Annotated in this window: 22 protein-coding genes; 5 read left to right on the top strand and 17 right to left on the bottom strand. The window is 70.6% G+C overall.

From position 1 onward, the window contains the following. Positions 1–5: 5 nt before the first annotated feature. The 8 genes from ACWDR3_RS18105 to ACWDR3_RS18070 form a co-directional block, all read right to left on the bottom strand. Entirely contained in the window at positions 6–248 is a 243-nt protein-coding gene (locus ACWDR3_RS18105; protein ID WP_030617115.1) for a hypothetical protein, read from the bottom strand. Beyond that, on the bottom strand, positions 245–1747 hold the full coding sequence (gatA, locus tag ACWDR3_RS18100; protein ID WP_450353475.1) for an Asp-tRNA(Asn)/Glu-tRNA(Gln) amidotransferase subunit GatA: 1503 nt from the start codon (positions 1745–1747) through the stop codon (positions 245–247). The genes ACWDR3_RS18105 and gatA overlap by 4 nt, the downstream gene beginning before the upstream one ends. A gap of 5 nt (positions 1748–1752) precedes the next feature. After that, entirely contained in the window at positions 1753–2049 is a 297-nt protein-coding gene (gene gatC, locus ACWDR3_RS18095) for an Asp-tRNA(Asn)/Glu-tRNA(Gln) amidotransferase subunit GatC (protein WP_018531282.1), read from the bottom strand. Positions 2050–2287: 238 nt separating this feature from the next. Next, positions 2288–4522: a putative bifunctional diguanylate cyclase/phosphodiesterase gene (locus tag ACWDR3_RS18090; RefSeq protein ID WP_450353474.1), complete on the bottom strand. Its 2235-nt coding sequence runs from the start codon at positions 4520–4522 to the stop codon at positions 2288–2290. A 259-nt stretch (positions 4523–4781) separates the two neighbouring features. Then, entirely contained in the window at positions 4782–6974 is a 2193-nt protein-coding gene (gene ligA, locus ACWDR3_RS18085; RefSeq protein ID WP_450353473.1) for an NAD-dependent DNA ligase LigA, read from the bottom strand. 15 nt (positions 6975–6989) lie between these two features. Then, positions 6990–7997: a methionine synthase gene (locus ACWDR3_RS18080; RefSeq protein WP_450353472.1), complete on the bottom strand. Its 1008-nt coding sequence runs from the start codon at positions 7995–7997 to the stop codon at positions 6990–6992. A gap of 106 nt (positions 7998–8103) precedes the next feature. Further along, positions 8104–8802 carry an SDR family oxidoreductase gene (locus ACWDR3_RS18075; RefSeq protein WP_450353471.1) on the bottom strand — a complete coding sequence of 233 codons (699 nt, stop codon included), beginning with the start codon at positions 8800–8802 and terminating at the stop codon, positions 8104–8106. 7 nt (positions 8803–8809) lie between these two features. Further along, positions 8810–9349 carry an LOG family protein gene (locus tag ACWDR3_RS18070; RefSeq protein ID WP_450353470.1) on the bottom strand — a complete coding sequence of 180 codons (540 nt, stop codon included), beginning with the start codon at positions 9347–9349 and terminating at the stop codon, positions 8810–8812. Positions 9350–9399: 50 nt separating this feature from the next. Here ACWDR3_RS18070 and ACWDR3_RS18065 point away from each other — a divergent pair, with 50 nt between their 5' ends. Beyond that, complete coding sequence (locus ACWDR3_RS18065) at positions 9400–9726, top strand: DUF427 domain-containing protein (protein WP_450353469.1); 327 nt, start codon at positions 9400–9402, stop codon at positions 9724–9726. On the opposite strand, the gene mnmA is transcribed toward ACWDR3_RS18065, so the two are convergent. Next, entirely contained in the window at positions 9716–10849 is a 1134-nt protein-coding gene (gene mnmA / locus ACWDR3_RS18060; protein WP_450353468.1) for a tRNA 2-thiouridine(34) synthase MnmA, read from the bottom strand. The two genes, ACWDR3_RS18065 and mnmA, sit on opposite strands and share 11 nt — an antisense overlap. A 60-nt stretch (positions 10850–10909) precedes the next feature. Between mnmA and ACWDR3_RS18055 the strand changes: the two genes are divergently transcribed. Together ACWDR3_RS18055 and ACWDR3_RS18050 are read left to right on the top strand one after the other, a co-directional pair. Next, positions 10910–11563, top strand: coding sequence for an N-acetylmuramoyl-L-alanine amidase (locus ACWDR3_RS18055; RefSeq protein ID WP_450353467.1), 654 nt, complete (start codon positions 10910–10912; stop codon positions 11561–11563). A 223-nt stretch (positions 11564–11786) separates the two neighbouring features. Then, on the top strand, positions 11787–13358 hold the full coding sequence (locus ACWDR3_RS18050; RefSeq protein WP_450353466.1) for a multicopper oxidase family protein: 1572 nt from the start codon (positions 11787–11789) through the stop codon (positions 13356–13358). A gap of 14 nt (positions 13359–13372) precedes the next feature. On the opposite strand, the gene ACWDR3_RS18045 is transcribed toward ACWDR3_RS18050, so the two are convergent. The 3 genes from ACWDR3_RS18045 to ACWDR3_RS18035 all read right to left on the bottom strand — a co-directional run bounded on the left by ACWDR3_RS18045 (position 13373) and on the right by ACWDR3_RS18035 (position 15120). Next, positions 13373–14536 carry a cysteine desulfurase family protein gene (locus ACWDR3_RS18045; RefSeq protein WP_450353465.1) on the bottom strand — a complete coding sequence of 388 codons (1164 nt, stop codon included), beginning with the start codon at positions 14534–14536 and terminating at the stop codon, positions 13373–13375. A 108-nt stretch (positions 14537–14644) separates the two neighbouring features. Continuing rightward, positions 14645–14923 (bottom strand): DUF4190 domain-containing protein, encoded by a 279-nt coding sequence (locus ACWDR3_RS18040; RefSeq protein WP_450353464.1) that lies wholly within the window; start codon positions 14921–14923, stop codon positions 14645–14647. 32 nt (positions 14924–14955) lie between these two features. Next, positions 14956–15120 carry a hypothetical protein gene (locus tag ACWDR3_RS18035; protein ID WP_450353463.1) on the bottom strand — a complete coding sequence of 55 codons (165 nt, stop codon included), beginning with the start codon at positions 15118–15120 and terminating at the stop codon, positions 14956–14958. A 143-nt stretch (positions 15121–15263) separates the two neighbouring features. On the opposite strand from ACWDR3_RS18035, the gene ACWDR3_RS18030 reads away from it, so the two are divergent. Further along, the gene (locus ACWDR3_RS18030) at positions 15264–15905 is read left to right on the top strand and encodes a TetR family transcriptional regulator (protein WP_450353462.1); all 642 of its coding nucleotides are present in this window, start codon (positions 15264–15266) and stop codon (positions 15903–15905) included. Positions 15906–16016: 111 nt separating this feature from the next. Here ACWDR3_RS18030 and ACWDR3_RS18025 read toward each other — a convergent pair whose 3' ends face one another. Continuing rightward, positions 16017–16415 carry a hypothetical protein gene (locus ACWDR3_RS18025; protein ID WP_450353461.1) on the bottom strand — a complete coding sequence of 133 codons (399 nt, stop codon included), beginning with the start codon at positions 16413–16415 and terminating at the stop codon, positions 16017–16019. 203 nt (positions 16416–16618) lie between these two features. Continuing rightward, complete coding sequence (locus ACWDR3_RS18020; protein WP_450353460.1) at positions 16619–17482, bottom strand: thioesterase family protein; 864 nt, start codon at positions 17480–17482, stop codon at positions 16619–16621. A 189-nt stretch (positions 17483–17671) separates the two neighbouring features. Here ACWDR3_RS18020 and ACWDR3_RS18015 point away from each other — a divergent pair, with 189 nt between their 5' ends. After that, positions 17672–18892 carry an alpha/beta hydrolase gene (locus ACWDR3_RS18015; RefSeq protein ID WP_450353459.1) on the top strand — a complete coding sequence of 407 codons (1221 nt, stop codon included), beginning with the start codon at positions 17672–17674 and terminating at the stop codon, positions 18890–18892. Here the strand turns inward: ACWDR3_RS18015 and ACWDR3_RS18010 are convergent. The 3 genes from ACWDR3_RS18010 to ACWDR3_RS18000 all read right to left on the bottom strand — a co-directional run bounded on the left by ACWDR3_RS18010 (position 18801) and on the right by ACWDR3_RS18000 (position 22297). Continuing rightward, on the bottom strand, positions 18801–19457 hold the full coding sequence (locus ACWDR3_RS18010) for a trimeric intracellular cation channel family protein (protein ID WP_450353458.1): 657 nt from the start codon (positions 19455–19457) through the stop codon (positions 18801–18803). The two genes, ACWDR3_RS18015 and ACWDR3_RS18010, sit on opposite strands and share 92 nt — an antisense overlap. A 46-nt stretch (positions 19458–19503) precedes the next feature. After that, positions 19504–20895, bottom strand: a complete 1392-nt coding sequence (locus ACWDR3_RS18005) for a M1 family metallopeptidase (RefSeq protein WP_450353457.1) — start codon at positions 20893–20895, stop codon at positions 19504–19506. Between the two features lie 97 nt (positions 20896–20992). Beyond that, positions 20993–22297 (bottom strand): ABC transporter ATP-binding protein, encoded by a 1305-nt coding sequence (locus ACWDR3_RS18000; protein WP_450353456.1) that lies wholly within the window; start codon positions 22295–22297, stop codon positions 20993–20995. Positions 22298–22299: the final 2 nt, after the last annotated feature.

Below are 22299 nucleotides of genomic sequence, written 5' to 3'. Positions count from 1 at the left end.
CCCTCTCAGCCCAGCAGGACGTCGTCGTCGCCCAGCCGCTTCAGCTCGCGGTACAGGATGGCGAGGCCGGTGACGATGGCGACCGCGGAGACGGTGGCGTCGATCAGCCGCAGGGTGTCCTGCTCGGCGCGGGCCTTCTTGATCTGCTTGGCGACACCGAGCGCGCCGAACGCGGTGGTGGCGATGGACACGTACGTACCGGACTTGGACTTCTTGAAGCCCTTGGCCTTCGACAGTGCGTTGCTCACAGCGACGGTGCCTCCTCGATCAGCGGGTGACCCCACTTTTCCACGAAGGCGGCCTCGACGGCGGCGCCGACCTTGTAAAGCCGGTCGTCCTTCAGTGCCGGGGCGATGATCTGCAGCCCGACCGGGAGGTTGTCCTCCGGGGCGAGACCGCAGGGCAGCGACATCGCCGCGTTGCCCGCGAGGTTGGTCGGGATGGTGCAGAGGTCGGCCAGGTACATCGCCATCGGGTCGTCGGCACGCTCGCCGATCGCGAAGGCGGTGGTCGGAGTCGTCGGCGAAACGATGACGTCCACCTGCTCGAAGGCCTTCTCGAAGTCCCGCGTGATGAGCGTGCGGACCTTCTGGGCCGAGCCGTAGTAGGCGTCGTAGTAGCCGCTCGACAGCGCGTACGTGCCGAGCATGATGCGCCGCTTCACCTCGGGTCCGAAGCCCGCCTCACGGGTGAGGGAGGTGACCTCCTCGGCCGAGTGGGTGCCGTCGTCGCCGGTACGGAGGCCGTAGCGCAGGCCGTCGAAGCGGGCGAGGTTGGAGGAGCACTCGGAGGGCGCGATGAGGTAGTACGCCGACAGGGCGAGGTCGAAGGACGGGCAGTCCAGCTCGACGATCTCGGCGCCCAGTCCCTTCAGCAGTTCGACGGACTCGTCGAAACGCTGGATGACACCGGCCTGGTAGCCCTCGCCGCGGAACTGCTTGACGACGCCGACGCGCATGCCCTCGACGCTGCCGTTGCGGGCGGCCTCGACGACCGGCGGGACCGGGGCGTCGATCGACGTCGAGTCGAGCGGGTCGTGTCCGGCGATGACCTCGTGCAGCAGCGCCGCGTCCAGGACCGTACGGGCGCAGGGCCCGCCCTGGTCGAGGGAGGACGAGAACGCCACCATGCCGAAGCGGGAGACCGCGCCGTACGTCGGCTTCACGCCGACCGTGCCGGTGACGGCGGCCGGCTGGCGGATCGAGCCGCCGGTGTCGGTGCCGATGGCGAGGGGCGCCTGGAAGGAAGCGAGCGCGGCGGACGAGCCACCGCCGGAGCCGCCGGGGATCTTGGTCAGGTCCCAGGGGTTGCCGGTAGGCCCGTACGCGCTGTTCTCGGTACTCGACCCCATGGCGAACTCGTCCATGTTGGTCTTGCCGAGGATGACGACGTCGGCGGCCTTCAGCCGCTTGGTGACGGTCGCGTCGTACGGCGGGATCCAGCCTTCGAGGATCTTGGAGCCGACGGTCGTCGGGATGCCCTCGGTGGTGAAGATGTCCTTGAGCGCGAGCGGTACGCCGGCCAGCGGGCCGAGCTGCTCGCCCCTGGCCCGCTTCTCGTCGACGGCACGGGCCTGCGCGAGGGCGCCCTCGCGGTCGACGTGCAGGAAGGCGTGCACCTTCGCGTCGACCTCCTCGATGCGGGCGAGGTGGGCCTCGGTGACCTCGACGGCGGTGAGCACGCCGGACGCGATGTTCGCGGCGGTCTCGGCGGCGGTCAGCCGGATGATGCTGCTGTGGTCCGTCATGGTGATTAGTCCTCCCCCAGGATCTGCGGCACCTTGAAACGCTGCTGCTCCTGGGCCGGGGCGCCGGACAGCGCCTGCTCGGGGGTGAGCGAGGGACGGACCTCGTCCGCGCGCATGACGTTCGTCAGCGGCAGCGGGTGGGAGGTCGGCGGTACGTCTTGGTCGGCGACCTCGCTGACGCGGGCGACCGCGCCGATGATGTCGTCCAGCTGTCCCGCGAAGTGGTCGAGCTCTTCGGGCTTCAGCTCCAGACGCGCCAGCCGGGCGAGGTGGGCGACCTCCTCGCGCGTGATGCCAGGCATGCGGCGTTCCTCTGGGGTGAGTACGGTTTGCTTTGCCGCCAATCCTATGGGGCGAGTGCCTCTGGCCGTTAAACGGTTTCCCAGGTGCCGGGGTTGGTGGACGCGTCAGGGGGTGCCTGGATGGGTTGTATGGCGTCTGCGGGTGCGTTGTGGCTGGTCGCGCAGTTCCCCGCGCCCCTGAGGGCATCGCCGCACAGGTCCCTCACTCAGCTGCCGGAAGAGCCGCCCTCATACGCCGTCACTCGTCCGATGCCGCCGCCGGCAGTGCCGCGCGCGGGCGTTGCCAGCCCCTCGAACCCCGCGCCAGCAGCCACGCCGTGGTCTCCTCCGACGGCATCGCCGCCGCTACCAGCCAGCCCTGTACGGCGTCGCAGCCCAGGTCGCGCAGGCGTTCCCAGGTCTCGTCGTCCTCGACGCCCTCGGCGACGACCAGCAGGCCGAGGGAGTGGGCGAGGTCGACCGTGCAGCGCACGATCTCCGCGTCCTCGGTGTCGTAGGCCAGGCGGGCCACGAAGGAACGGTCGATCTTCAGTTCGCTGACCGGGAGCCGGCGCAGATGCACCAGCGAGGAGTAGCCGGTGCCGAAGTCGTCCAGGGACATCTTGACGCCGTGCCCGGTCAGTCCGGCGAGGGTGTCGGCGGCCCGCTGCGGGTCTTCGAGCAGGACGTGTTCGGTTATCTCCAGCTGGAGCGAGCCCGCCGGGACCCCGTGCCGGGCGAGGCGTGCGGCGACCGAGCCCGCGAACCCGGGCGTGTGGACGTCGCGCGGCGAGACGTTGACGGCGACCGGCACGAACAGGCCCTGCGCCCGCCACTTGGCCACCTGCGCGAGCGCCGTGTCCAGGACGTACTCCGTGAGGTGGGGCATGAGCCCCGAGGACTCGGCGATGGCTATGAACTCGTCCGGCGGCACCTTCCCGCGCTCGGGATGCACCCAGCGGACGAGGGCCTCCAGGCCGGCCACCTGACCGTCGAAGCGGACCTTGGGCTGGTAGTGCAGCTGCACCTCGTGCGCGTCCAGGGCGCGGCGCAGATCGCCGAGCAGCCCGAGCCGGTCCGGGGTGTTGGAGTCCCGCTTGGACTCGTAGACCTCGACGCCCGTACGGTCCCGCTTCGCCTGGTACATCGCCACGTCCGCCCGCCGCAGCAGCCCTTCGGCGTCCAGCGCGTGGTCGGGGAAGACGGCGACGCCCGCGCTGGCCTCCAGGACGAGGGTGAGTCCGTCGAGGTCTAGCGGGGAGGAGAGGGCGGCGACGAGGTTGCGGGCGACGCGGGTCGCGGAGGTCGTGGAGTCGGCGACCGGCAGGAGGACGGCGAACTCGTCGCCGCCGAGCCGGGCGGCCTCGGCGCCGCGGGGCAGCGCCACCCGCAGCCGGTCCGCTATCTGCAACAGCAGCCGGTCACCGGCGAGATGGCCCAGGGTGTCGTTCACGGACCGGAAGCGGTCCAGGTCGATGAGCATCAGGGCGGCGCGGGCGCCGATGCGCTCGGCGTCGTCCAGCGCGGTCCAGATGCGCTCCAGGAGCCACTGGCGGTTGGGCAGTCCGGTCAGTGGGTCGCGCAGCTGCTCCTCGGCCCGGGCGCGGGCTATCCACAGGGTGGAGTCGAGGGCGATCAGCGGGATGGCGAACAGCGGCAGCAGCACCGGCTGGGCGGCGGCGACCACGCAGATCAGCGGGGCGATGCCGAGCAGGGCGACCGCGACCAGGCCGTGTCTGACCAGGGCGGTGCGGGCGACGGTGGGCAGTCCGCCGTGGTGCGGGGCGTGCAGGTACCAGAGCAGGGCGCGGGTGACGAGGAGGTAGGCGGCGGCGACCAGGACCACTTGGGGGGCGGTGTAGACCGTCCAGCTCTCGGGGTTCCAGGGCCGCTCGACCGACGGCACCCGGCCGAAGGCGCCCAGCACGAGCGCGCCGGCGCCGATGCCGAGGATGTCGACCGCGCCGTGCAGCACGCCCTGGCGCCAGCGGTTGCGCCGGGCTATGCCGACCAGCACGACGACGGTGAGGCTGACCATGCCGGCCGGCACCCAGCCGTACAGCAGCAGGACGGCGAGGGTGAGGGCGGCGCCCGAGCCGGTGCCGCCCCACCAGCGGGCGCGGCCGAGCATGACCAGGTGGCCGACGATGATGCCGGTCAGGACCGCCAGGGCCCAGCCGACCGTGCCGGACGGGAACAGCGCGTGGTCGTCGGTGAAGGCCCGGTAGAAACCGGCGCCGAGAACGAAGGCGGCGGAGGCGACGACCGCCGCGGGCAGCGCGGGCCAGGACAGTTGGCGTTCTGCTTCGGCGTCCTGCAGCGCGGAGGATTGGCCGGGGCCGCGTCCGTCGGGCACGGTGAACTGTCCGCCGGCCCGCCCTTCCACGCCGGGACGCGCCGAGGACCGTCCGCCCAGGCGGCTCCCCCGCCAGACGCCGCTGGTCAGGCGTCGGCGCAGCCGTGAGTCCGGGGCGGCGCTCTCGGTCGGTTCCATTCCCGTCCCTCTCACAGCCGGCGGTGCCCACGCCACGCGGTCCGCTGTCCGACATCCATCAGCGGATCCGCGTCGGAAAACCCTTCCCCTTGCTCACCAGGAGCACGGGGTTGCCCCGACCGCAGCTGGGCACGGCAGGCGCACATCTCAACAGTAGGCCGCAGAAGGCTTCCACGGGCAGCGGTCGACCACGGTTGCCCGAATGCGACCCGGCCACCCGTATGCATCTGGTATGCGCCGATCGGGTGGCCTTCAACCGCTACTCCTCTGTGGGAAGCGCGACTTCGGCCGCCGCTTCGGGTCCCTGTTCCAGCAGGACGGTGAAGCCGTCCTCGTTCAGAACGGGCACCTTGAGCTGCATCGCCTTGTCGTACTTCGAACCAGGATTGTCACCCACAACCACGAAAGCCGTCTTCTTCGAAACAGAACCGGTCACTTTCGCTCCGCGCTCCTGGAGTGCCTCCTTGGCCCCGTCGCGGGTGAAGTGATCGAGGGTGCCGGTGACCACGACGGTCAGTCCTTCCAGCGGACGCGGCCCCTCGTCCTCGTCGGAGCCCTCCTCCTCCATGCGGACGCCCGCGGCCTTCCACTTGCGGAGGATCTCCTGGTGCCAGTCCTCGGCGAACCACTCCTTGAGGGAGGCGGCGATGATCGGGCCGACGCCGTCGGTGTCCGACAGCTCCTTCTCGGTGGCCTGCTCGATGCGGTCGATGGAGCGGAAGTTGCGCGCCAGCGCCTCCGCGGCGACCGGTCCCACGTGCCGGATCGACAGACCGGTCAGGACGCGGGCGAGCGGACGCTCCTTGGCCGCGGCGATGGTCTCCAGCATGGCGGCCGCGTTCTTCTTCAGCTCGCCCTGCTGGTTGGCGAAGACCGTGGCGATCTTCTCCTCGCCGGTCTTGGGGTCGCGCTTGGGCAGCCCGCTGTCCTGGTCGAGGACGTACGCCTTGATGGGCAGCAACTGCTCGACGGTGAGGTCGAACAGGTCGCCCTCGTCGGTCAGCGGCGGGTCCGCCGGCTCCAGCGGGTTGGTGAGGGCGGCCGCGGCGACGTACCCGAAGTGGTCGATGTCGAGCGCCTTGCGGCCGGCGAGGTAGAAGACCCGCTCTCTCAACTGAGCCGGGCAGGCACGGGCGTTCGGGCACCGGAGGTCGATGTCGCCCTCCTTCATCGGCCGCAGCGCCGTGCCGCACTCGGGGCACTCCGCCGGCATCACGAACTCCCGCTCGCTGCCGTCGCGCAGGTCGACGACCGGGCCGAGGATCTCCGGGATGACCTCACCGGCCTTGCGCAGCACCACCGTGTCGCCGATGAGGACGCCCTTGGCCTTGACCACGTCCTGGTTGTGCAGGGTGGCGAACTCGACCTCCGAGCCGGCCACCGTCACCGGCTCGACCTGGGCGTAGGGCGTGACCCGGCCCGTACGGCCCACGCCGACACGGATGTTGATGAGCTTGGTGTTGACCTCCTCGGGCGCGTACTTGTACGCGATCGCCCAGCGCGGCGCGCGCGAGGTCGAGCCGAGGCGGCCCTGGAGCGGGATCTCGTCGAGCTTGACGACCACGCCGTCGATCTCGTGCTCGACGGAGTGCCGGTTCTCGCCGTAGTACGCGATGAACTCCCGTACGCCGTCGAGGCCTTCGACCACCTTGTTGTGCGGGGAGGTGGGCAGGCCCCAGGTCTTCAGCAGGTCGTAGGCCTGGGAGAGGCGGGTGAGCCCTTCGAAGCCCTCCAGGACGCCGATGCCGTGGACGACCATGTGCAGGGGGCGGGTGGCGGTGACCCGAGGGTCCTTCTGGCGCAGTGAACCCGCCGCCGCGTTACGGGGGTTGGCGAAGGGCTTGTCGCCTGCCTCGACCAGGCGGGCGTTGAGCTCCTCGAACTTCTCCATCGGGAAGTAGACCTCGCCGCGGATCTCCACCACGTCCGGGACCCGGTCACCGTGCAGCCGGTCCGGGATCTCGGCGATCGTGCGGACGTTGGGCGTGATGTCCTCGCCCGTGCGTCCGTCGCCGCGGGTCGCCGCGCGGGTGAGGCGGCCGTGCTCGTAGGTGAGGTTGACGGCGAGGCCGTCGACCTTCAGCTCGCACAGCAGGTGGTAGTCGGTCGTGCCGACGTCCTTGGCGACGCGCTCGGCCCAGGCGGCCAACTCCTCCTCGCTGAAGGCGTTGTCGAGGGAGAGCATCCGGGAGCGGTGCACGACCGACGTGAACTCGGTCTCGTAGGCCCCCGCGACCTTCTGCGTCGGCGAGTCCGGCGTGCGCAGCTCCGGGTACTCCTCCTCCAACGCCTCCAGGGAGCGCAGGAGTCTGTCGAACTCCGCGTCGCTGACGACCGGGGCGTCGTTCACGTAGTACCGGAAGCGGTGCTCCTCGATCTGCTCAGCGAGTTGCGCGTGCTTCTCCCGTGCCTGTGCGGGCACCGTCGTCTCCGCTTGCTTGTCGCCGGCCACCGTGTTGTCCTCCCGTTACTCAGGGTTGTCCGCGAGGGATCTCGCCGCCTGGACGCAGTGGGCGAGCGCCTTGCGCGCGTACTCCGGGGAAGCGCCCGCGAGTCCGCACGCCGGGGTCACCGTGACGGCCTCCGCGAGAAGCCCCGGCGACAGCCCCAGCCTGCGCCACAACGTCCTGACACCCATGACGCTACCGGCCGGGTCTGACAATCGTGCGTCCGTGCCCGGCACGACACCGGCGAAGAGCCGGGCGCCCGCTTCCACCGCCTCGCCGATCACGTCGTCGTCACGCTCGGTGAGGAGCGAGAGGTCGAAGGAGACGGCCGCCGCGCCCGCCCGGCGCAGCAGGGCGAACGGGACGTCGGGGGCGCAGGAGTGGATGACGACGGGTCCGTCGGCGTGCACGCCGACGACATCGCGGAGGGTGGCCTCGACGAGCTGGCGGTCCACGGCCCGGTGGGTGCGGTAGCCGCTGGCGGACCGCACCTGGCCGCGCAGGACGGCGGTGATCGAGGGCTCGTCGAGCTGGAGGGTCACTTGGGCGCCGGGGATGCGGCGCCCGACCTCCTCCAGGTGGGCCCGCAGGCCCTCGGCGAGCGAGGCGGCGAGGTCGCGGCAGGCGCCGGGATCGGAGAGCACGGCCTCGCCGTTGCGCAGCTCCAGCGCGGCGGCCAGCGTCCACGGGCCGACGCCCTGCACCTTCAGCGGACCCTCGTACCCCTGCGTGAACTCCTCCAGGGCGTCGAGGTCTTCGCCGAGCCAGGACTGGGCGCGCTTGGTGTCCCGGCCGGGCCGGTCACCGAGCCGCCAGCCGCTGGGCTCCACGCGTGCGTACAACTCGACGAGCAGGCCCGCGGTCCGCCCGATCATGTCGGCGCCGGGGCCGCGGGCGGGCAGCTCGGCGAGGAACGGGAAGTCGTCCAGGGACCCGGTGACGGTCTTGGCGGCCTCGCGCGCGTCCTCGCCCGGCATCGAACCGACGCCGGTGGCCGCACCGAACATGAACTGGCTGTTTTGACTCACCTGCGAAGACTACGGACTCCGGGCGGGCCCGCGGAATCGGTCGGCACGGGTCGGGGTCCGCAGCCGGGCCCTCCCGTCGGGGTCAGTACCCGGCCGCACCGTCAGGTCAGTTCCCCGGCCGTACCGTCAGGTCGTTGATCTCCGCGTCCCTGGGCAGGTCGAGGGCCGTCAGGATGGTCGTCGCGACCGACTCCGGGTCGATCCACTGCGCGGCGTCGTACTCCTTGCCCTCCTGCTGGTGCACCTTGGCCTGCATCGGGCTAGCCGTGCGGCCGGGGTAGACGGAGGTGACCCGGACGCCGTTGCCGTGCTCCTCGTGCCGCAGGGAGTCCGCGAGGGCCTTCAGTCCGTGCTTGGAGGCGGCGTACGCGGACCAGTCGGCGCTCGCCCGCAGCCCCGCGCCGGAGTTGATGAAGACCACCTGGCCGCGGGCGGCGCGGAGTTGGGGCAGGAAGTGGCGGGTCAGTTCGGCGGGCGCGATGAGGTTGACGTTGAGCTGGTGGCGCCAGGACTTGGGGGTGAGGTCGCCGACCGGGCCCAGGTCGACCACGCCGGCGATGTGCAGCAGCGAGTCCACGCGGTCCGGCAGTGTCTGGTGCGAGAAGGCCCAGGACAGCTTGTCGGGGTCGGCCAGATCGCCGACGAGCGTCCGTGCGCCGGGGAACTCCGCGGCCAGTTCCTTCGCCCGGCCGGCGTCGCGCGCGTGCAGCACGAGGTCGTCCCCGCGCGCGTGGAGGCGGCGGGCGACGGCCGCGCCGATGCCGGAGCCCGCTCCGGTGATCACATGGGTAGCCATGCCCGCCATGCTCGCATCACCGTGTGCCGGCCGACTCCTCCAGGTAGGCGAGCGCGCCCACCGGCTCCTCGGCGAAGAACACCAGGTCGGTCAGGGGCACCGGCAGGAAGCCCTCGTCCTCCATGCGGCGGAACTGTTCCTTGAGGCCGTCGTAGAAGCCCGCGGTGTTGAGCAGCACGACCGGCTTGTCGGTGTGGCCGTGCTTCTTCAGCTCCAGGATCTCGGTGGCCTCGTCGAGCGTTCCGGTGCCGCCGACCATGATCACCACGGCGTCGGCCTTCTCCAGGAGCAGCCTCTTGCGCTCGGCGAGATCCTTGGCGATCACCATCTCGTCGGCGCCCGGGTGCACCATCGCCGCCAGGAAGTCGACGGAGACGCCGACGAGCCGGCCGCCGGCCTCCTTCACGCCGTCGGCGACCACCTTCATCAGACCGGTGTCCGAACCGCCCCACACCAGCGTGTGACCGCCCTTGCCCAGCAGTTCCGCGAACTCGCGCGCGGGGCGTGTGTAGCGGTCGTCGAGGTCGGCGGCGGAGAGGAAGACGCAGATTCGCATGAGGCAAGGGTAGGCGGGAACAACCCGGCGCCCGCCGCTGTCATCCCTGTATGGCTACTGGACACACGATCACCATCGAGAAGACCGACCAGCGCGTGCGCGTGGTGCACGGCGATCTGATTCTGGCCGAGAGCGACCGGCCCCTCGTCCTGCACGAGACCGGCTCCCCGGTGCGCTACTACATCCCCGCCGAGGACGTCCGGCTCGATCTCCTCACGCCCTCCGAGTCGCACACCGTGTGCCCCTTCAAGGGCACCGCGTCCTACTGGTCCCTGCCGGACGCGCCGGACCTGGTGTGGGCCTACCCCGACCCCAAGTCCGACGTCGCCGAGATCAAGGACCACCTCTGCTTCTACGACGTCGAGGTCATCGGCTGACGCCCGCGGTCTCCGCCGTCCGGACGGTCGTCGCGATGGTCGCCGAGCCCACCACGCGCGTGCCGTCGTACAGCACGATCGCCTGGCCGGGGGCGACCCCGCGGACCGGCTCCGTGAAGGTGACCTCCAGGGTGCCGTCGACGAGTTCGGCGCGTACCTCGGTCTCGCCGCCGTGGGCGCGGAGCTGGGCCGTGTAGGTGCCGGGTCCCGCCGGTGCCGTGCCGCACCAGCGGGGCCTGATCGCGGTGAGGGCGCTGACGTCGAGGGCGGCGGCGGGGCCGACCGTCACCGTGTTGTCCACCGGCGAGATGTCCAGGACGTAGCGCGGCTTGCCGTCGGGGGCCGGGGTGCCGATGCGCAGGCCCTTGCGCTGGCCGATGGTGAAGCCGAACGCGCCCTCGTGCGAGCCGACGACCGCGCCGGACTCGTCGACGATGTCGCCCTCGGCCTTGCCCAGACGGTTCGCGAGGAAGCCCTGGGTGTCGCCGTCGGCGATGAAGCAGATGTCGTGCGAGTCGGGCTTCTTGGCGACCGCGAGGCCGCGGCGCTCGGCCTCGGCGCGGATCTCGTCCTTGGTCGTGAGGGTGTCGCCGAGCGGGAAGAGCGCGTGCGCCAACTGCCGGTCGTCCAGCACCCCGAGGACGTAGGACTGGTCCTTGGCCATGTCGGAGGCGCGGTGCAGTTCGCGCGTGCCGTCCGCGTGGACGAGCACCTTGGCGTAGTGGCCGGTGCAGACGGCGTCGAAGCCGAGGGCGAGCGCCTTGTCTAGGAGGGCGGCGAACTTGATCTTCTCGTTGCAGCGCAGGCAGGGGTTCGGGGTGCGCCCCGCCTCGTACTCGGCGACGAAGTCCTCGACGACGTCCTCGCGGAAGCGGTCGGCGAGGTCCCAGACGTAGAACGGGATGCCGATGACGTCGGCGGCACGGCGGGCGTCGCGCGAGTCCTCGATGGTGCAACAGCCCCGCGCGCCCGTGCGGAACGATTGCGGGTTCGCGGAGAGCGCGAGGTGGACGCCGGTCACGTCGTGGCCGGCTTCGGCGGCGCGCGCGGCGGCGACGGCGGAGTCCACGCCGCCGGACATGGCGGCCAGTACACGGAGGGGGCGCTGCGGGATGTCAGTCATAGCCCTTCAAGGGTAAGGGGCAGCGGGAACCGGAGCCCGCGAGTATCCGTTGTGGATCACATGGGGGCGAGCGAGAGCGACAAGGACCGGCGGATCGGGCGGCGGGCGCTGCTGATCGGCGGGGCCGCGGCGGCGGTCGGCACGGCCGTGCTGGCCCGTGACGAGCTGGCCCATCTGTGGTGGCGGCTGCCCGGGGTGCGGAAGCCGCGGGTCGAGGGCGCGGTGGACTTCAAGGGCGCGCTGTGGGTGGCGGCCTCGTCGGGCAACTTCCGGTGGGCGGACCGGCCGGACGACTACGCGATAGACCGGGTGATCATCCATGTCACCCAGGGCAGTTACGCGAGCGCGGTCAAGGTCTTCCAGGACCCGTCCCACCAGGCCGCGGCCCACTACATCGTCCGCAAGGACGGGGACGTCACACAGATGATCCGCGAGCTGGACGTGGCCTACCACGCGGGCAACAGGGAGTTCAACGAACGCAGTGTGGGCATCGAGCACGAGGGCTTCGTGGACCGCCCGCAGGACTTCACGGACGCGATGTACGCGGCCTCGGCGCGACTGACGGCGACCATCTGCGATCGGTACGGGATACCCGTCGACCGGGAGCACGTCATCGGGCACGTGGAGGTGCCGGGGACGGACCACACGGACCCGGGGACCCACTGGGACTGGGACCGCTACATGGGCCTCGTACGACGGGCCGAACGGGCCTGACCTCCGGTTCCCGCAGTGATGGAATCGTGATGTTGTGCGTGGCCTCCGCGCTTCATGTGTCCGTTGCGTCCCGCCCCCGCGGCGCGAGCTGCGCCGTATCAACTTGGTTTCCCTTCAAGGGAGTTGCCGGAAAACCCGCGCTCACGGCTCCGGCACAGGCTGCCTGGTTGCCCCCTAAGTTCGCCCCAGTCCTTACACAGCCCTTAGGTCAAACATCCCCGCCATGACCGACTCCACAGAGCCCACCACGGGCCGAAGCGACAAGGGCGTCCACCGCAAGGCGGGCCAGGCCAAGAGCGAGCACTCCAAGACGAGCAAGGGCAGAGGCGGCAAGGGTCTGCACCGCCGCAAGTTCCTCGGCGGCATGGCGGGCGCCGCCGGCCTCGCGGCGGTCGCGGCGACCGGCACGACCTTCTCGCTGCTGACAGACGCGAAGGGGAACAAGGCGGGTGCGGCCACCAACACCGCGACCCTGACCGTCCCGGACCTCCTGGAGGGCACCACCGCCGACAGCACCACCACCTTCACCCTGGAGGCCAAGACCGGCACGCACGAGGTGATCTCGGGGGTCACCAGCACCACGATGGGCTACAACCAGGACTTCCTGGGCCCCACCCTGAAGTGGACCAACGGCAACGCGGTCGTCCTCAACATCACCAACAACATCGGCGAGGACACGACGGTCCACTTCCACGGCGCCCATGTGCCGCCGAAGATGGACGGCGGCCCGCAGGTCGCCTTCGCGGACGGCGAGACCTGGTCGCCCACCTTCACGGTCAAGGACCCGGCGACCACGCTCTGGTACCACCCGCACGCCCTGGGGACCACCGCCAAGCAGGCCGTGCACGGCCTGGCCGGGATGATCATCGTCGAGGACTCCACGGACGCGTCCGCCGCGCTGCCCAGCGACTACGGCGTCGACGACGTCCCGCTCATCTTCCAGTCCCTCGCCGTGGACACCGACGGGGACATCAAGTACGAAGCGGCCGGCTACCGGCTGAGCACCACCACGTTCCCCCTCCTGCTCAACGGGACCAACGTGGACGACACCACCCTCACCTTCACCGCCACCAAGACGCGGACCCGGTTCCGCGCCCTGAACGCCTCGCCGTCCGACATCATCACCATCCAGCGCAGCGACGGCGGCACCCTCACCCAGATCAGCACCGACCAGGGCTATCTGACCGAGGCCACCGAGGTCACCACGATCCGTCTGGTGGCCGGCGCCCGCGCCGAGTTCGTCATGGATCTCTCCGCGGACGCCACCCTGCAGGCCGTGGTCACCACCGGCTGGATCCGCGGCGGCAGCGGCACGTACGACGTCCTCGCGGTGACGGCGAGCGGCACCGACACCCCGGCCGACCTGCCCAGCACCCTCAACACCATCGACCGGTACGACACCAGCGACTTCACCGCCCGCACGATCACCCTGGGCCAGAACGGCGCCACCATGCTGATCAACGGGTCAGCGGGTACGACCATGGCCGCGATGGCGATGATCAGTACGACGGTCGGCGCGAAGGAGATCTGGACGATCCAGAACGCCACCCAGCTGGAACACTCGTTCCACCTGCACGACGTGCCGTATCAGCTGATCTCCGTCAACGGCGAGGATCCCACCGGTGTCCAGCTCGGCTGGTACGACACGTACGAGGTGGTCGGTGGCGGGTCCATCGAGATCGCCATGGAGTTCACGGACTTCTCCGACGACACCTATATGTACATGCTCCACTGCCATCTGCTGCAGCACGAGGACGAGGGCATGATGGCCTCCCTCATGGTGACGGAGAGCTAGAGCGAGCGGTTCTCTCAGGTCAGTCCGGCGGCGCGGGCACGCTCCACCGCCGGGCCGATCGCCTTGGCCACCGCCTCCACGTCGGCCTCCGTGGAGGTGTGGCCGAGGGAGAAGCGCAGGGTGCCGCGGGCCAGGTCCGGTTCGGTGCCGGTGGCCAGCAGGACGTGGCTGGGCTGGGCGACGCCCGCGGTGCAGGCCGAGCCGGTGGAGCACTCGATGCCCTGGGCGTCAAGGAGCAGAAGCAGGGAGTCGCCCTCGCAACCGGGGAACGTGAAGTGGGCGTTGGCCGGCAGCCGGTCCTGCGGGTCACCGCCGAGGATCGCGTCCGGGACCGCCGTACGCACCGCCTCGACCAGGCTGTCGCGCAGGGCGCCGATCTCGCGGGTGAACCACTCGCGCTGTTCGGCGGCGAGGCGGCCGGCGACCGCGAAGGAGGCGATCGCGGGGACGTCGAGGGTGCCGGAGCGGACATGGCGCTCCTGGCCGCCGCCGTGCAGGACGGGGACGGGGGTGTACTCGCGGCCGAGCAGCAGTGCGCCGATGCCGTACGGGCCGCCGATCTTGTGCCCGGAGACCGTCATCGCGGCGAGGCCCGAGTCGGCGAAGTCGAGCGGGACCTGGCCGAAGGCCTGGACCGCGTCGGAGTGCAGTGGGACCCCGAACTCCTTTGCCACCTCGGCCAGTTCGCGGATCGGCAGGACGGTCCCGATCTCGTTGTTGGCCCACATCACCGTGGCCAGGGCCACATCACCGGGGTCGCGGGCGATCGCCTCGCGCAGGTCCTCGGGGTGGACGCGGCCGTAGGAGTCGACCGGCAGGTACTCGACGGTGGCGCCCTCGTGCTCGCCCAGCCAGTGGACGGCGTCCAGGACTGCGTGGTGCTCGACGGGGCTGGCCAGCACCCGGGTGCGGGCCGGGTCGGCGTCGCGGCGGGCCCAGTACAGGCCCTTCACCGCGAGGTTGTCGGCCTCGGTGCCGCCGGAGGTGAACACCACCTCGCTGGGGCGGGCGCCGAGCGCTTCGGCGAGGGTCTCCCGGGCCTCCTCGACCGTGCGGCGGGCCTTGCGGCCGGAAGCGTGGAGGGAGGAGGCGTTGCCCGTGATGCTCAGGTGGGCCGTCATCGCCTCGACTGCCTCGGGAAGCATCGGGGTGGTCGCGGCGTGGTCGAGGTATGCCATGGTGGAGACGATTCTACGGGGGGCTCCGCCGTGGAACCGAGGGGCACCGTGGCCGACTCGGCCGGTGGGCAACTGCGGCCGTGCGGGGCGCGCTTGCCCGGACCCCGCTCACAGGCTCCAGGAGATGGTGTTCGAGGCCGCCATCGTGATGGCGAGGACCGCCAGGTCCGCCACGCCGAGAGCCAGACCCAGGTAGGCGCGGCCCTTGCGGACCGTGCCGCGCCACAGGGACACGAGGGCCAGGACGATCGCGATCGGGCCCAGGAACAGGTTCAGTACGAGGAGGCCGAGAAGGCCGAGGATGAAGGACGCGACGGCCATGCCGTCCGCGTCACGGGGGCCGGTGCGCACGGGGGTGCGGCCGTCGGCCGGTGCGGTGAGTTGCATCGTGCTCAGCTCCTGGAAGTCGGTGGGGACGGTCAGTTGGCCGAGCTGTGACGCCGGCCGTGGCGCTCGCGGAGCGCGAAGATGCCGAGCCAGACGGCGATGCCGACGGCCACGGCGGCGGACAGGGCGAGCGGTGCGTGGGCCACGGTGCCCAGCACGACACCGAGCAGCATGAGTGCGGCGACGAGGAACAGCATGGGACGGATCCCCCTCCGAGACACCTGGTGGCGTCTCTCGTTACGTTTCGGTGAACGGTTGTAGTAACACTTGTTCACTGACTACAGAGTCTAGCGCTCCCGGCGACTTTTCAATTCCGGAGAACGGTTGTTAACTGGATGACATGAGTCACACCCTCGGCATCCGGCAGGCCCAGAAGCAGAAGACCCGGCAGGCGCTGCTGGACGCGGCGCTAGGCCTGCTGGCGGAGCAGAGCCTGAGCAGCCTGGGCCTGCGCGAGGTCACCCGGGCCGTCGGCGTCGCCCCGACCGCCTTCTACCGGCACTTCCGCTCCACCGCCGACCTCGGTGTGGCCCTGGTCGAGGAGGCGCTCGGCAGCCTGCACCCGATGGTCCGCGCGACGGTCTCCACCGCCGGCGACAGCGACGAACGCATCGTGCGCGCCGTCGAGTTGATCGCCGCGTACGTGGCCGCGCACCCCGCCCACGTCCGGTTCGTCGCCCGTGAGCGGCACGGCGGGGTGCAGCCGGTGCGCGAGGCCATCCGGGACCAACTGGCCCGGTTCGCCGAGGAGGTGAAGGTCGAGATCGCCAAGGACCCGGAGGCGGACGGCTGGAGCGACGACGACCTGCTGATGCTGGCCAACCTGTACGTCGACCAGATGCTGATCACGGCCTGTCTGTTCCTGGAGGCGCTGGAGTCCCCGGACGCCTCGAAGAAGGAGCAGGAGATGGCGCACGCCACCCAGGTCGTGACCCGCCGGCTGCGACTGATCAACGTCGGCCGCATGCACTGGCTGGACTGAGCCCCGCCCCGCCCCTCCCCGGCCCGCCTTCGGGCCAACACGCAGAAGCGGCACGCCCGTTCACCGGGAGTGCCGCTTCTGTCGTACGACCGCTTCGTACGTCCGCTCGAGTCAGCTCTTCGTGGCCTGCGCGCTCGGCGCACCGCTCGGCGCACCGCTGGGCATGGCACCGCCGCCCGCCCCACCGGCCCCGCCGCCACAGCCGCCCTGGCCGCCCCCGCCCGGGCCGCCGCCCTGGCCGCCGCCGGGCGCTCCGCTCGGCATGCCGGAGGGGTTGCCCGACGGATTGCCGGACGGCACCGCGGTGCCCGTGGGAGCGCCGGAGGGCACCCCGCTCGGGCGGCCGGACGCATTGCCGGTCGGCGCGCCCGAGGGCCGCGAACAGGACTGCTGCTGACCGGAGTTGCCGCTGTTCGAGGACGACGACGAGTCACTCGAACCGCAGGCCGCCAGGGCGAAGGGCGAGAGCGCCAGCAGAGCCACTGCGGGGACGAGACGCACACGGTTCATGAGAAACAGCTCCAAGGAGGATGAGGGAGTCCTGAGGCGGGAACTCAATCAACGCCGCTTAGGCCTTCCTTGGGGCCGCACTGTCCTCGGCCTGTCAATCAGGTAAAGGGGATCTCAACTCGCGCCGCTGACCTGCCACTTCACAAATCGGCGCGCGCTACTCGCTGGTACAAGCCCGTGACAGAAGCGACCGGGGACACCCCTCAGCCGAGCTTGACCCGTGCGAGTTGGCGGGACTGGGCGACCAACCGGTCGGCGCTGTCCCATACTTCGGCGTCCTCCTCCAGGAAGCCGCCCGCGAGGTTGCGGGTGGCGATGGAGACGCGGAGCGGGCCGGGGGCCGGGCGGCAGCGGACGTGGACGGTCAGCTCGACGGTCGGGACCCAGCCGGACAGGCCGATCTCGAAGGCCGTGGGCGGCAGCGCGTCCACCGCGAGCAGGAGGGCGAACGGGTCGGGGTCGCGGCCGTCCGCGAGCCCGAACCAGGACCGCATCTCGCCCTTGCCGGAGGGCGCACCGAGCGCCCAGCCCAGGGTGGAAGGGTCGAGCTTGAGCATCAGGCGCCCGGCGATGGTGGAGGTGTCGGAGGCCGGTGGGGCCGGGCCGTCCTCGGGGCCGAAGCAGTGCTCCATCGGCGGGAACGCGGGCGGCTCGGCGGCCGTACGGACGTCGTCGGGCAGCGCGTCCAGGTCGCCGTAGGAGGCGAGGACGCGGATGCGCTCGACCTCCTGGCCCTCGTCGTCGTACTGGAAGAGGGAGGCCTGGCCGGTGGAGAGGGTGCGGCCGGTGCGGACGAGGTCGGTGCGGACGACCGCGGGGCCCGGCCGGGAGGCGGTCAGGTAGTGCGCCGAGATCGTGAACGGGTCGCCGTGCGGCAGGGCGTCCCCGAGCGCGCGGCCGAGGACGGCCAGCAGATAGCCGCCGTTGAGGGCGCCGAACACCGTCCAGCCGGCGGAGAGGTCGACGTCGTAGACACCGGGCGCGCGCCGGGTCGGGGCGGTGGCCCGGTCGAACTCGCTGTCGCCGACCGTGGCCCGGACGGCCTGCGCGGAAGCTGCTTCAGACATGTCTGAACCGTACAACGAGTAGATACTAAGCGGTAGCTTTTTCCCTCGATCGCCTCCCTGCCGGCTCCCCACCGCCTCCCCACCGCACCCCCTCCCCTCTGGGCCATCACGGTGAGAGGGAGGCAATTTCCTGGTAAGTGTCCGTACTCGTCCGTAAACCGGAGTCGCGAGCTCGGCCTCTATAGGGGCATGAGCCTTACCGGGACCGCGTTCCTCTACACGCTGATCGTGCTGTCCGTCGTCGCCGTCGTCCTTCCGCTCGCGCTGTGGTCGCGGCTGCGCGGGCCGCAAGCCCTGCGCGCCGCCGCGCGCGTCCTGATGGTGCTGTTCGCCCAGGGCACGGCGGTCGCCCTGGTGTTCACGCTGGTCAACAACGAGAACAACCTGTACGACAACTGGGCCGACCTGCTCGGCACGGGCGACCATGTGCAGCAGGCCGCGAACCTCGGTGCCGACGGCACGGGCGGGATCGCGCTGAGCCGACTGCCCCGGGTGACGCAGCGGTTCACGAACCTCTCCGACGGCGTGCGGGAGACCCAGCTCAAGGGCCGGGTGTCGGGCGTGAACGCCGAGGTCTACGTCTGGCTGCCGCCGCAGTACGGCGAGCCCGCCTACCGCCACCGCCGGTTCCCCGTCGTCGAGTTGCTGCCGGGCTACCCCGGTTCCGCGAAGGCCTGGTTCGGGTCGCTGCACGCCGAGAAGCAGCTCGCGCCGCTGATGCGGAACGGCCGGGTGGCGCCCTTCATCCTGGTCGCCCCGCGGACCAACCTGCTGGCCGGCGTGGACACCGGCTGCGCCAACATCCCGGGCACGGTGAACGCCGACACCTGGCTCAGCGTCGACGTGCCGAGGATGGTGACGGACAACTTCCGCGCCGCCCCCGCTCCGGCGAGCTGGGCGGTGGCCGGGTACTCCGCGGGCGCCCACTGCGCGGCCAAGCTCGCGATCGCCCACCCCGACCGCTACCGGGCGGCGATCAGCATGTCCGGCTACAACGACCCGATCGGCGAACGCAATTCGCTGGCCGCGCAGAACCCGCGGCTGCGGATCGCCAACAACCCGTACCTGCTGCTGCGCGGGGCCCGTACCCCGCCCCGGATCGCGCTCTACATCTCGGGGCAGCCGCACGACGGATACGAGGCCGGCGTGGCCCTCGAACAGGTCGCGAAGGCCCCGACGACCGTGCACGTCGTCTACATCCCGAAGAGCGCGGGCGGGCACACCATGGCGCTGTGGCGGCCCCAGGTGGTGCCGGCGTTCCGCTGGCTGACCGAGGAACTGGGCCTGGGCAACGGCCTCGGGACCGGCCGGGGAACCGCTACTCCTCGCTCACCGTCGAACGCCGGTTCCACGCACGCGGCGCTCGCCAGTGGTACTTCATCGCGAGCAGGCGCAGGACGAAGGCGGTAACGACCGCGAGCCCGCTGGTGTACGGGTTGAGGGCGTCGTAGCGGATGCACACGACGACGATGGCGGCGCCGACGATCGCCGGGACCGCGTACAGGTCGCGGTCCCAGCGCAGCAGCGAGGGCGTCTCGTTGGCGAGCACGTCACGCAGCACACCGCCGCCGACCGCGGTGGCCAGACCCAGCGCCGCCGACGCGGTGAGGTTGAGCCCGTAGTCGTACGCCTTGGTCGTGCCCGTGACGCAGAACAGGCCGAGGCCCGCCGCGTCGAAGATGTTCACGCCGAGCTGGATGCGCTCCACGTGGGGGTGGAGGAAGAAGACGAGGAGCGCGGCGAAGAGCGGGGTGGTGAAGTACCCGAGGTCCGTGAACGCGGCCGGGGGCACCGCCCCGATGATCACGTCCCGGAAGATCCCTCCGCCCAGCGCGGTGACTTCGGCGAGCACGGCGATGCCGAAGACGTCGAAGTTCTTGCGGACCGCGAGGAGCGCGCCGGAGATGGCGAACACGAAGATGCCGACGAGGTCGAGCGTGTGCTGGACGGAGGGGCTGAAGAGTTGCTGAAGCACCCCACATTCTTACCTGTCGCGGGGTGCTTCCCTTTCGATGCAAGGGTTACAGGGAGGGTTTCCCTGGGGTGAACAGCCAGGTCTGGAACAGGTCGTCGAGCTGCTGTCCGCTGACCTTCTCGGCGAGCTTGATGAAGTCGGCCGTGTTCGCGTTGCCGTAGCGGTGCAGCTTCGTCCAGGCCGGCAGCAGCTTGAAGAAGGCGGTGTCACCGATGCGTTCGCGGAGCATCTGGAGGGTCATCGCGCCGCGCTGGTAGACCGCGGACGCGAACATGGTGTCGCGCTGCGGGTCGCCGACGACGGTCTGCCAGAAGGCGTTGCCCGCGGGGCGGGAGTTGTAGCCGGCCAGGAACGAGTCGTGCGCCGTGCGGGTGCCCTGGTGCTCGGCCCACAGCCACTGGGCGTAGGTGGCGAAGCCCTCGTTGAGCCAGATGTCCTTCCACTGCGCCACGCTCACCGAGTCGCCGAACCACTGGTGGGCCAGCTCGTGCACGATCGTCGTCTCGCTGCGCACCGCGGAGTAGACCGGCTTGGACTGCACCTCCAGCGAGAACCCCGCCTCGGGCATGTCGTCGACGATCGCGCCGGTCTCCTCGAAGGGGTAGGGCCCGAAGACCTGCGACCAGTAGTCGGTGGCGGCGGCCGTGACGGCGTACACGTCGACGCTGTTGCCGTTGGCGAGCACCGGGTCGATGGCGACGTAGATCGGGATACCGCCCGGGGTCCGGCCGGTCTTCACGTCGAACTTGCCGATCGTCGCCGTCGCGAGGTAGGTCGCCATCGGCTTCGACTCGCGCCAGTGGGAGTACGTCGAGGCGCCCTTGTCGTACGTCGATATCAGCCGGCCGTTGGAGACACCGGTCAGGCCCTTGGGGGCCTTGATGCGGATGTCGTAGGTGGCCTTGTCCGAGGGGTGGTCGCTGGACGGGAACCAGGTCGAGGCGGCGTTGGGCTCGCAGGCGACGAAGACGCCGTCGGTGGTCTTCATCCACCCGTAGTCGGAGCCGAACACGATGGGGCCGCTGAGGGGTTCGGGGACCCCGCCGTAGGTGACGGTGACCTCGAAGTCGCGGCCCTTGCGCAGGGACTGGCGCGGGGTGACGCGCAGTTCGTCGCCGTCGCGGGTGAACTGGGCTCGTCTGCCGTTCACTTCGACTCTCGTGACCTCAAGCTTCTGCAGGTCCAGGTCGAAGGAGGAGAGGTTCTCGGTGGCCCGGGCGGTGAGGGTCGTACGGCCGTCCAGGCGGTCGGTGTCCGGGTTGTACGCCACGCTGAGGTCGTAGTGACGGGCGTCGAAGCCGCCGTTGCCCAGGTCCGGGAAGTAGGGGTCGCCTATGCCGGGCGCGCCGGGGCCCGGCGCGGGGGCGGCGGCGATGACAAGGAAAGAGGCCGCCGCGGTAGCGAGGGCCCCTAAACGTGCCGAACGGGAGAGATTCATGTGTCGTCCCTTGCGAGCGTGTGCCGATAAGTCGGACACGGACGACTCTGAACTCTCCCGTTCGGGCATGTACATGACTTTGCCAACTCGTCATGCGCTACTTGTCGGTTGACTCCTGGCTCTCACCCTCGGAGGCCGCAGGGGCTTCGGAGGTCCCAGCGGTCCCGGAGGGTTCCGTGGACGCGACCGGCTCGGCGGACTCCGCGACCTCAGCCGCCTCCGCCGCCTCCGCGGCCTCGGCGATCTCCTCGACCTCGGCCGCCACCGCCGCCGACGTCTCCGCCGACTCCGCGAGCACCTCGTCGGCGACCAGCTCGGCCGCCTCCTTGGCCACGGTCAGCAGCACCGTGTCCTGCGGGGCCTGGTCCTCGAAGTTCTCCGGGTGGTGGCAGGCGACCTGCTGACCGGGCTTCAGCTCGACGAGCACCGGCTCGGTCGTCTTGCAGATCTCCGTCGCCTTCCAGCACCGGGTGTGGAACCGGCAGCCGCTCGGCGGCGAGATCGGCGAGGGCACGTCACCCTTGAGCAGGATGCGGTCGCTCTTGGCGTTCTTGCGCCGCGGGTCCGGGATCGGCACCGCCGACATGAGCGCCTTGGTGTACGGGTGCATCGGCGCCCGGTACAGCGACTCGCGGTCGGCCAGCTCCACGATCTTGCCGAGGTACATCACCGCGATCCGGTCCGAGACGTGCCGGACCACCGAGAGGTCGTGCGCGATGATCACGTACGTCAGGCCGAGCTCCTGCTGGAGGTCGTCCAGCAGGTTGACGACCTGGGCCTGGATCGACACGTCCAGCGCGGAGACAGGCTCGTCCGCCACGACCAGCTTCGGGTTCAGGGCGAGCGCGCGGGCGATGCCGATGCGCTGGCGCTGACCGCCGGAGAACTCGTGCGGATAGCGGTTGTAGTGCTCGGGGTTGAGGCCCACGACCGACAGCAGCCGCTGGACCTCCGCCCGGATGCCACCGGGGGGTGTGACGCCCTGGAGCTTGAAGGGGGCGCTGATGATCGTGCCGATGGTGTGGCGCGGGTTCAGCGAGGAGTACGGGTCCTGGAAGATCATCTGCACATCGCGGCGCAGCGGACGCATGCCGCCCACCCCGAGGTGCGTGATGTCCTTGCCCTCGAACTCGACCTTGCCGCCGGTCGGCTCCAGCAGCCGGGTGATGAGCCGGCCCATCGTCGACTTGCCGCAGCCCGACTCGCCCACGACGCCCAGCGTCTCACCGGACTTGACCTCGAAGTCGAGGCCGTCGACCGCGTGCACCGCACCGACCTGCCGCTGGAGCAGGCCTTTTTTGATCGGGAAGTGTTTCTGGAGCCCGGTCACCTTCAGCAGGGTCTCGCCGGGGGCGGCGTCCTTGGTGAGGGTGGCACCTTCGCTCTGCGCAGGGATGGTCACCG

This window comes from Streptomyces sp. NPDC001002, from assembly GCF_053599215.1.
The sequence above is the reverse complement of the archived record's forward strand: the minus strand, read 5'-3'. Positions and strand labels throughout refer to the sequence as shown.

Excerpts from the sequence above, each read along its gene's own strand:
- ACWDR3_RS18035 (WP_450353463.1), bottom strand. The coding sequence starts at position 15,120 with ATGCTGTTCCTCGTCGCCGCACTCATGCTGCTCGGTGTCGTGCTGGGC.
- ACWDR3_RS18050 (WP_450353466.1), top strand. The coding sequence starts at position 11,787 with ATGACCGACTCCACAGAGCCCACCACGGGCCGAAGCGACAAGGGCGTC.
- ACWDR3_RS18065 (WP_450353469.1), top strand. The coding sequence starts at position 9,400 with ATGGCTACTGGACACACGATCACCATCGAGAAGACCGACCAGCGCGTG.
- ACWDR3_RS18090 (WP_450353474.1), bottom strand. The coding sequence starts at position 4,522 with ATGGAACCGACCGAGAGCGCCGCCCCGGACTCACGGCTGCGCCGACGC.
- ACWDR3_RS18055 (WP_450353467.1), top strand. The coding sequence starts at position 10,910 with ATGGGGGCGAGCGAGAGCGACAAGGACCGGCGGATCGGGCGGCGGGCG.
- ACWDR3_RS18045 (WP_450353465.1), bottom strand. The coding sequence starts at position 14,536 with ATGGCATACCTCGACCACGCCGCGACCACCCCGATGCTTCCCGAGGCA.
- ACWDR3_RS18030 (WP_450353462.1), top strand. The coding sequence starts at position 15,264 with ATGAGTCACACCCTCGGCATCCGGCAGGCCCAGAAGCAGAAGACCCGG.
- ACWDR3_RS18020 (WP_450353460.1), bottom strand. The coding sequence starts at position 17,482 with ATGTCTGAAGCAGCTTCCGCGCAGGCCGTCCGGGCCACGGTCGGCGAC.
- ACWDR3_RS18070 (WP_450353470.1), bottom strand. The coding sequence starts at position 9,349 with ATGCGAATCTGCGTCTTCCTCTCCGCCGCCGACCTCGACGACCGCTAC.
- gatC (WP_018531282.1), bottom strand. The coding sequence starts at position 2,049 with ATGCCTGGCATCACGCGCGAGGAGGTCGCCCACCTCGCCCGGCTGGCG.
- ACWDR3_RS18015 (WP_450353459.1), top strand. The coding sequence starts at position 17,672 with ATGAGCCTTACCGGGACCGCGTTCCTCTACACGCTGATCGTGCTGTCC.
- ACWDR3_RS18005 (WP_450353457.1), bottom strand. The coding sequence starts at position 20,895 with ATGAATCTCTCCCGTTCGGCACGTTTAGGGGCCCTCGCTACCGCGGCG.
- ACWDR3_RS18025 (WP_450353461.1), bottom strand. The coding sequence starts at position 16,415 with ATGAACCGTGTGCGTCTCGTCCCCGCAGTGGCTCTGCTGGCGCTCTCG.
- ACWDR3_RS18075 (WP_450353471.1), bottom strand. The coding sequence starts at position 8,802 with ATGGCGGGCATGGCTACCCATGTGATCACCGGAGCGGGCTCCGGCATC.
- ACWDR3_RS18040 (WP_450353464.1), bottom strand. The coding sequence starts at position 14,923 with ATGCAACTCACCGCACCGGCCGACGGCCGCACCCCCGTGCGCACCGGC.
- gatA (WP_450353475.1), bottom strand. The coding sequence starts at position 1,747 with ATGACGGACCACAGCAGCATCATCCGGCTGACCGCCGCCGAGACCGCC.
- mnmA (WP_450353468.1), bottom strand. The coding sequence starts at position 10,849 with ATGACTGACATCCCGCAGCGCCCCCTCCGTGTACTGGCCGCCATGTCC.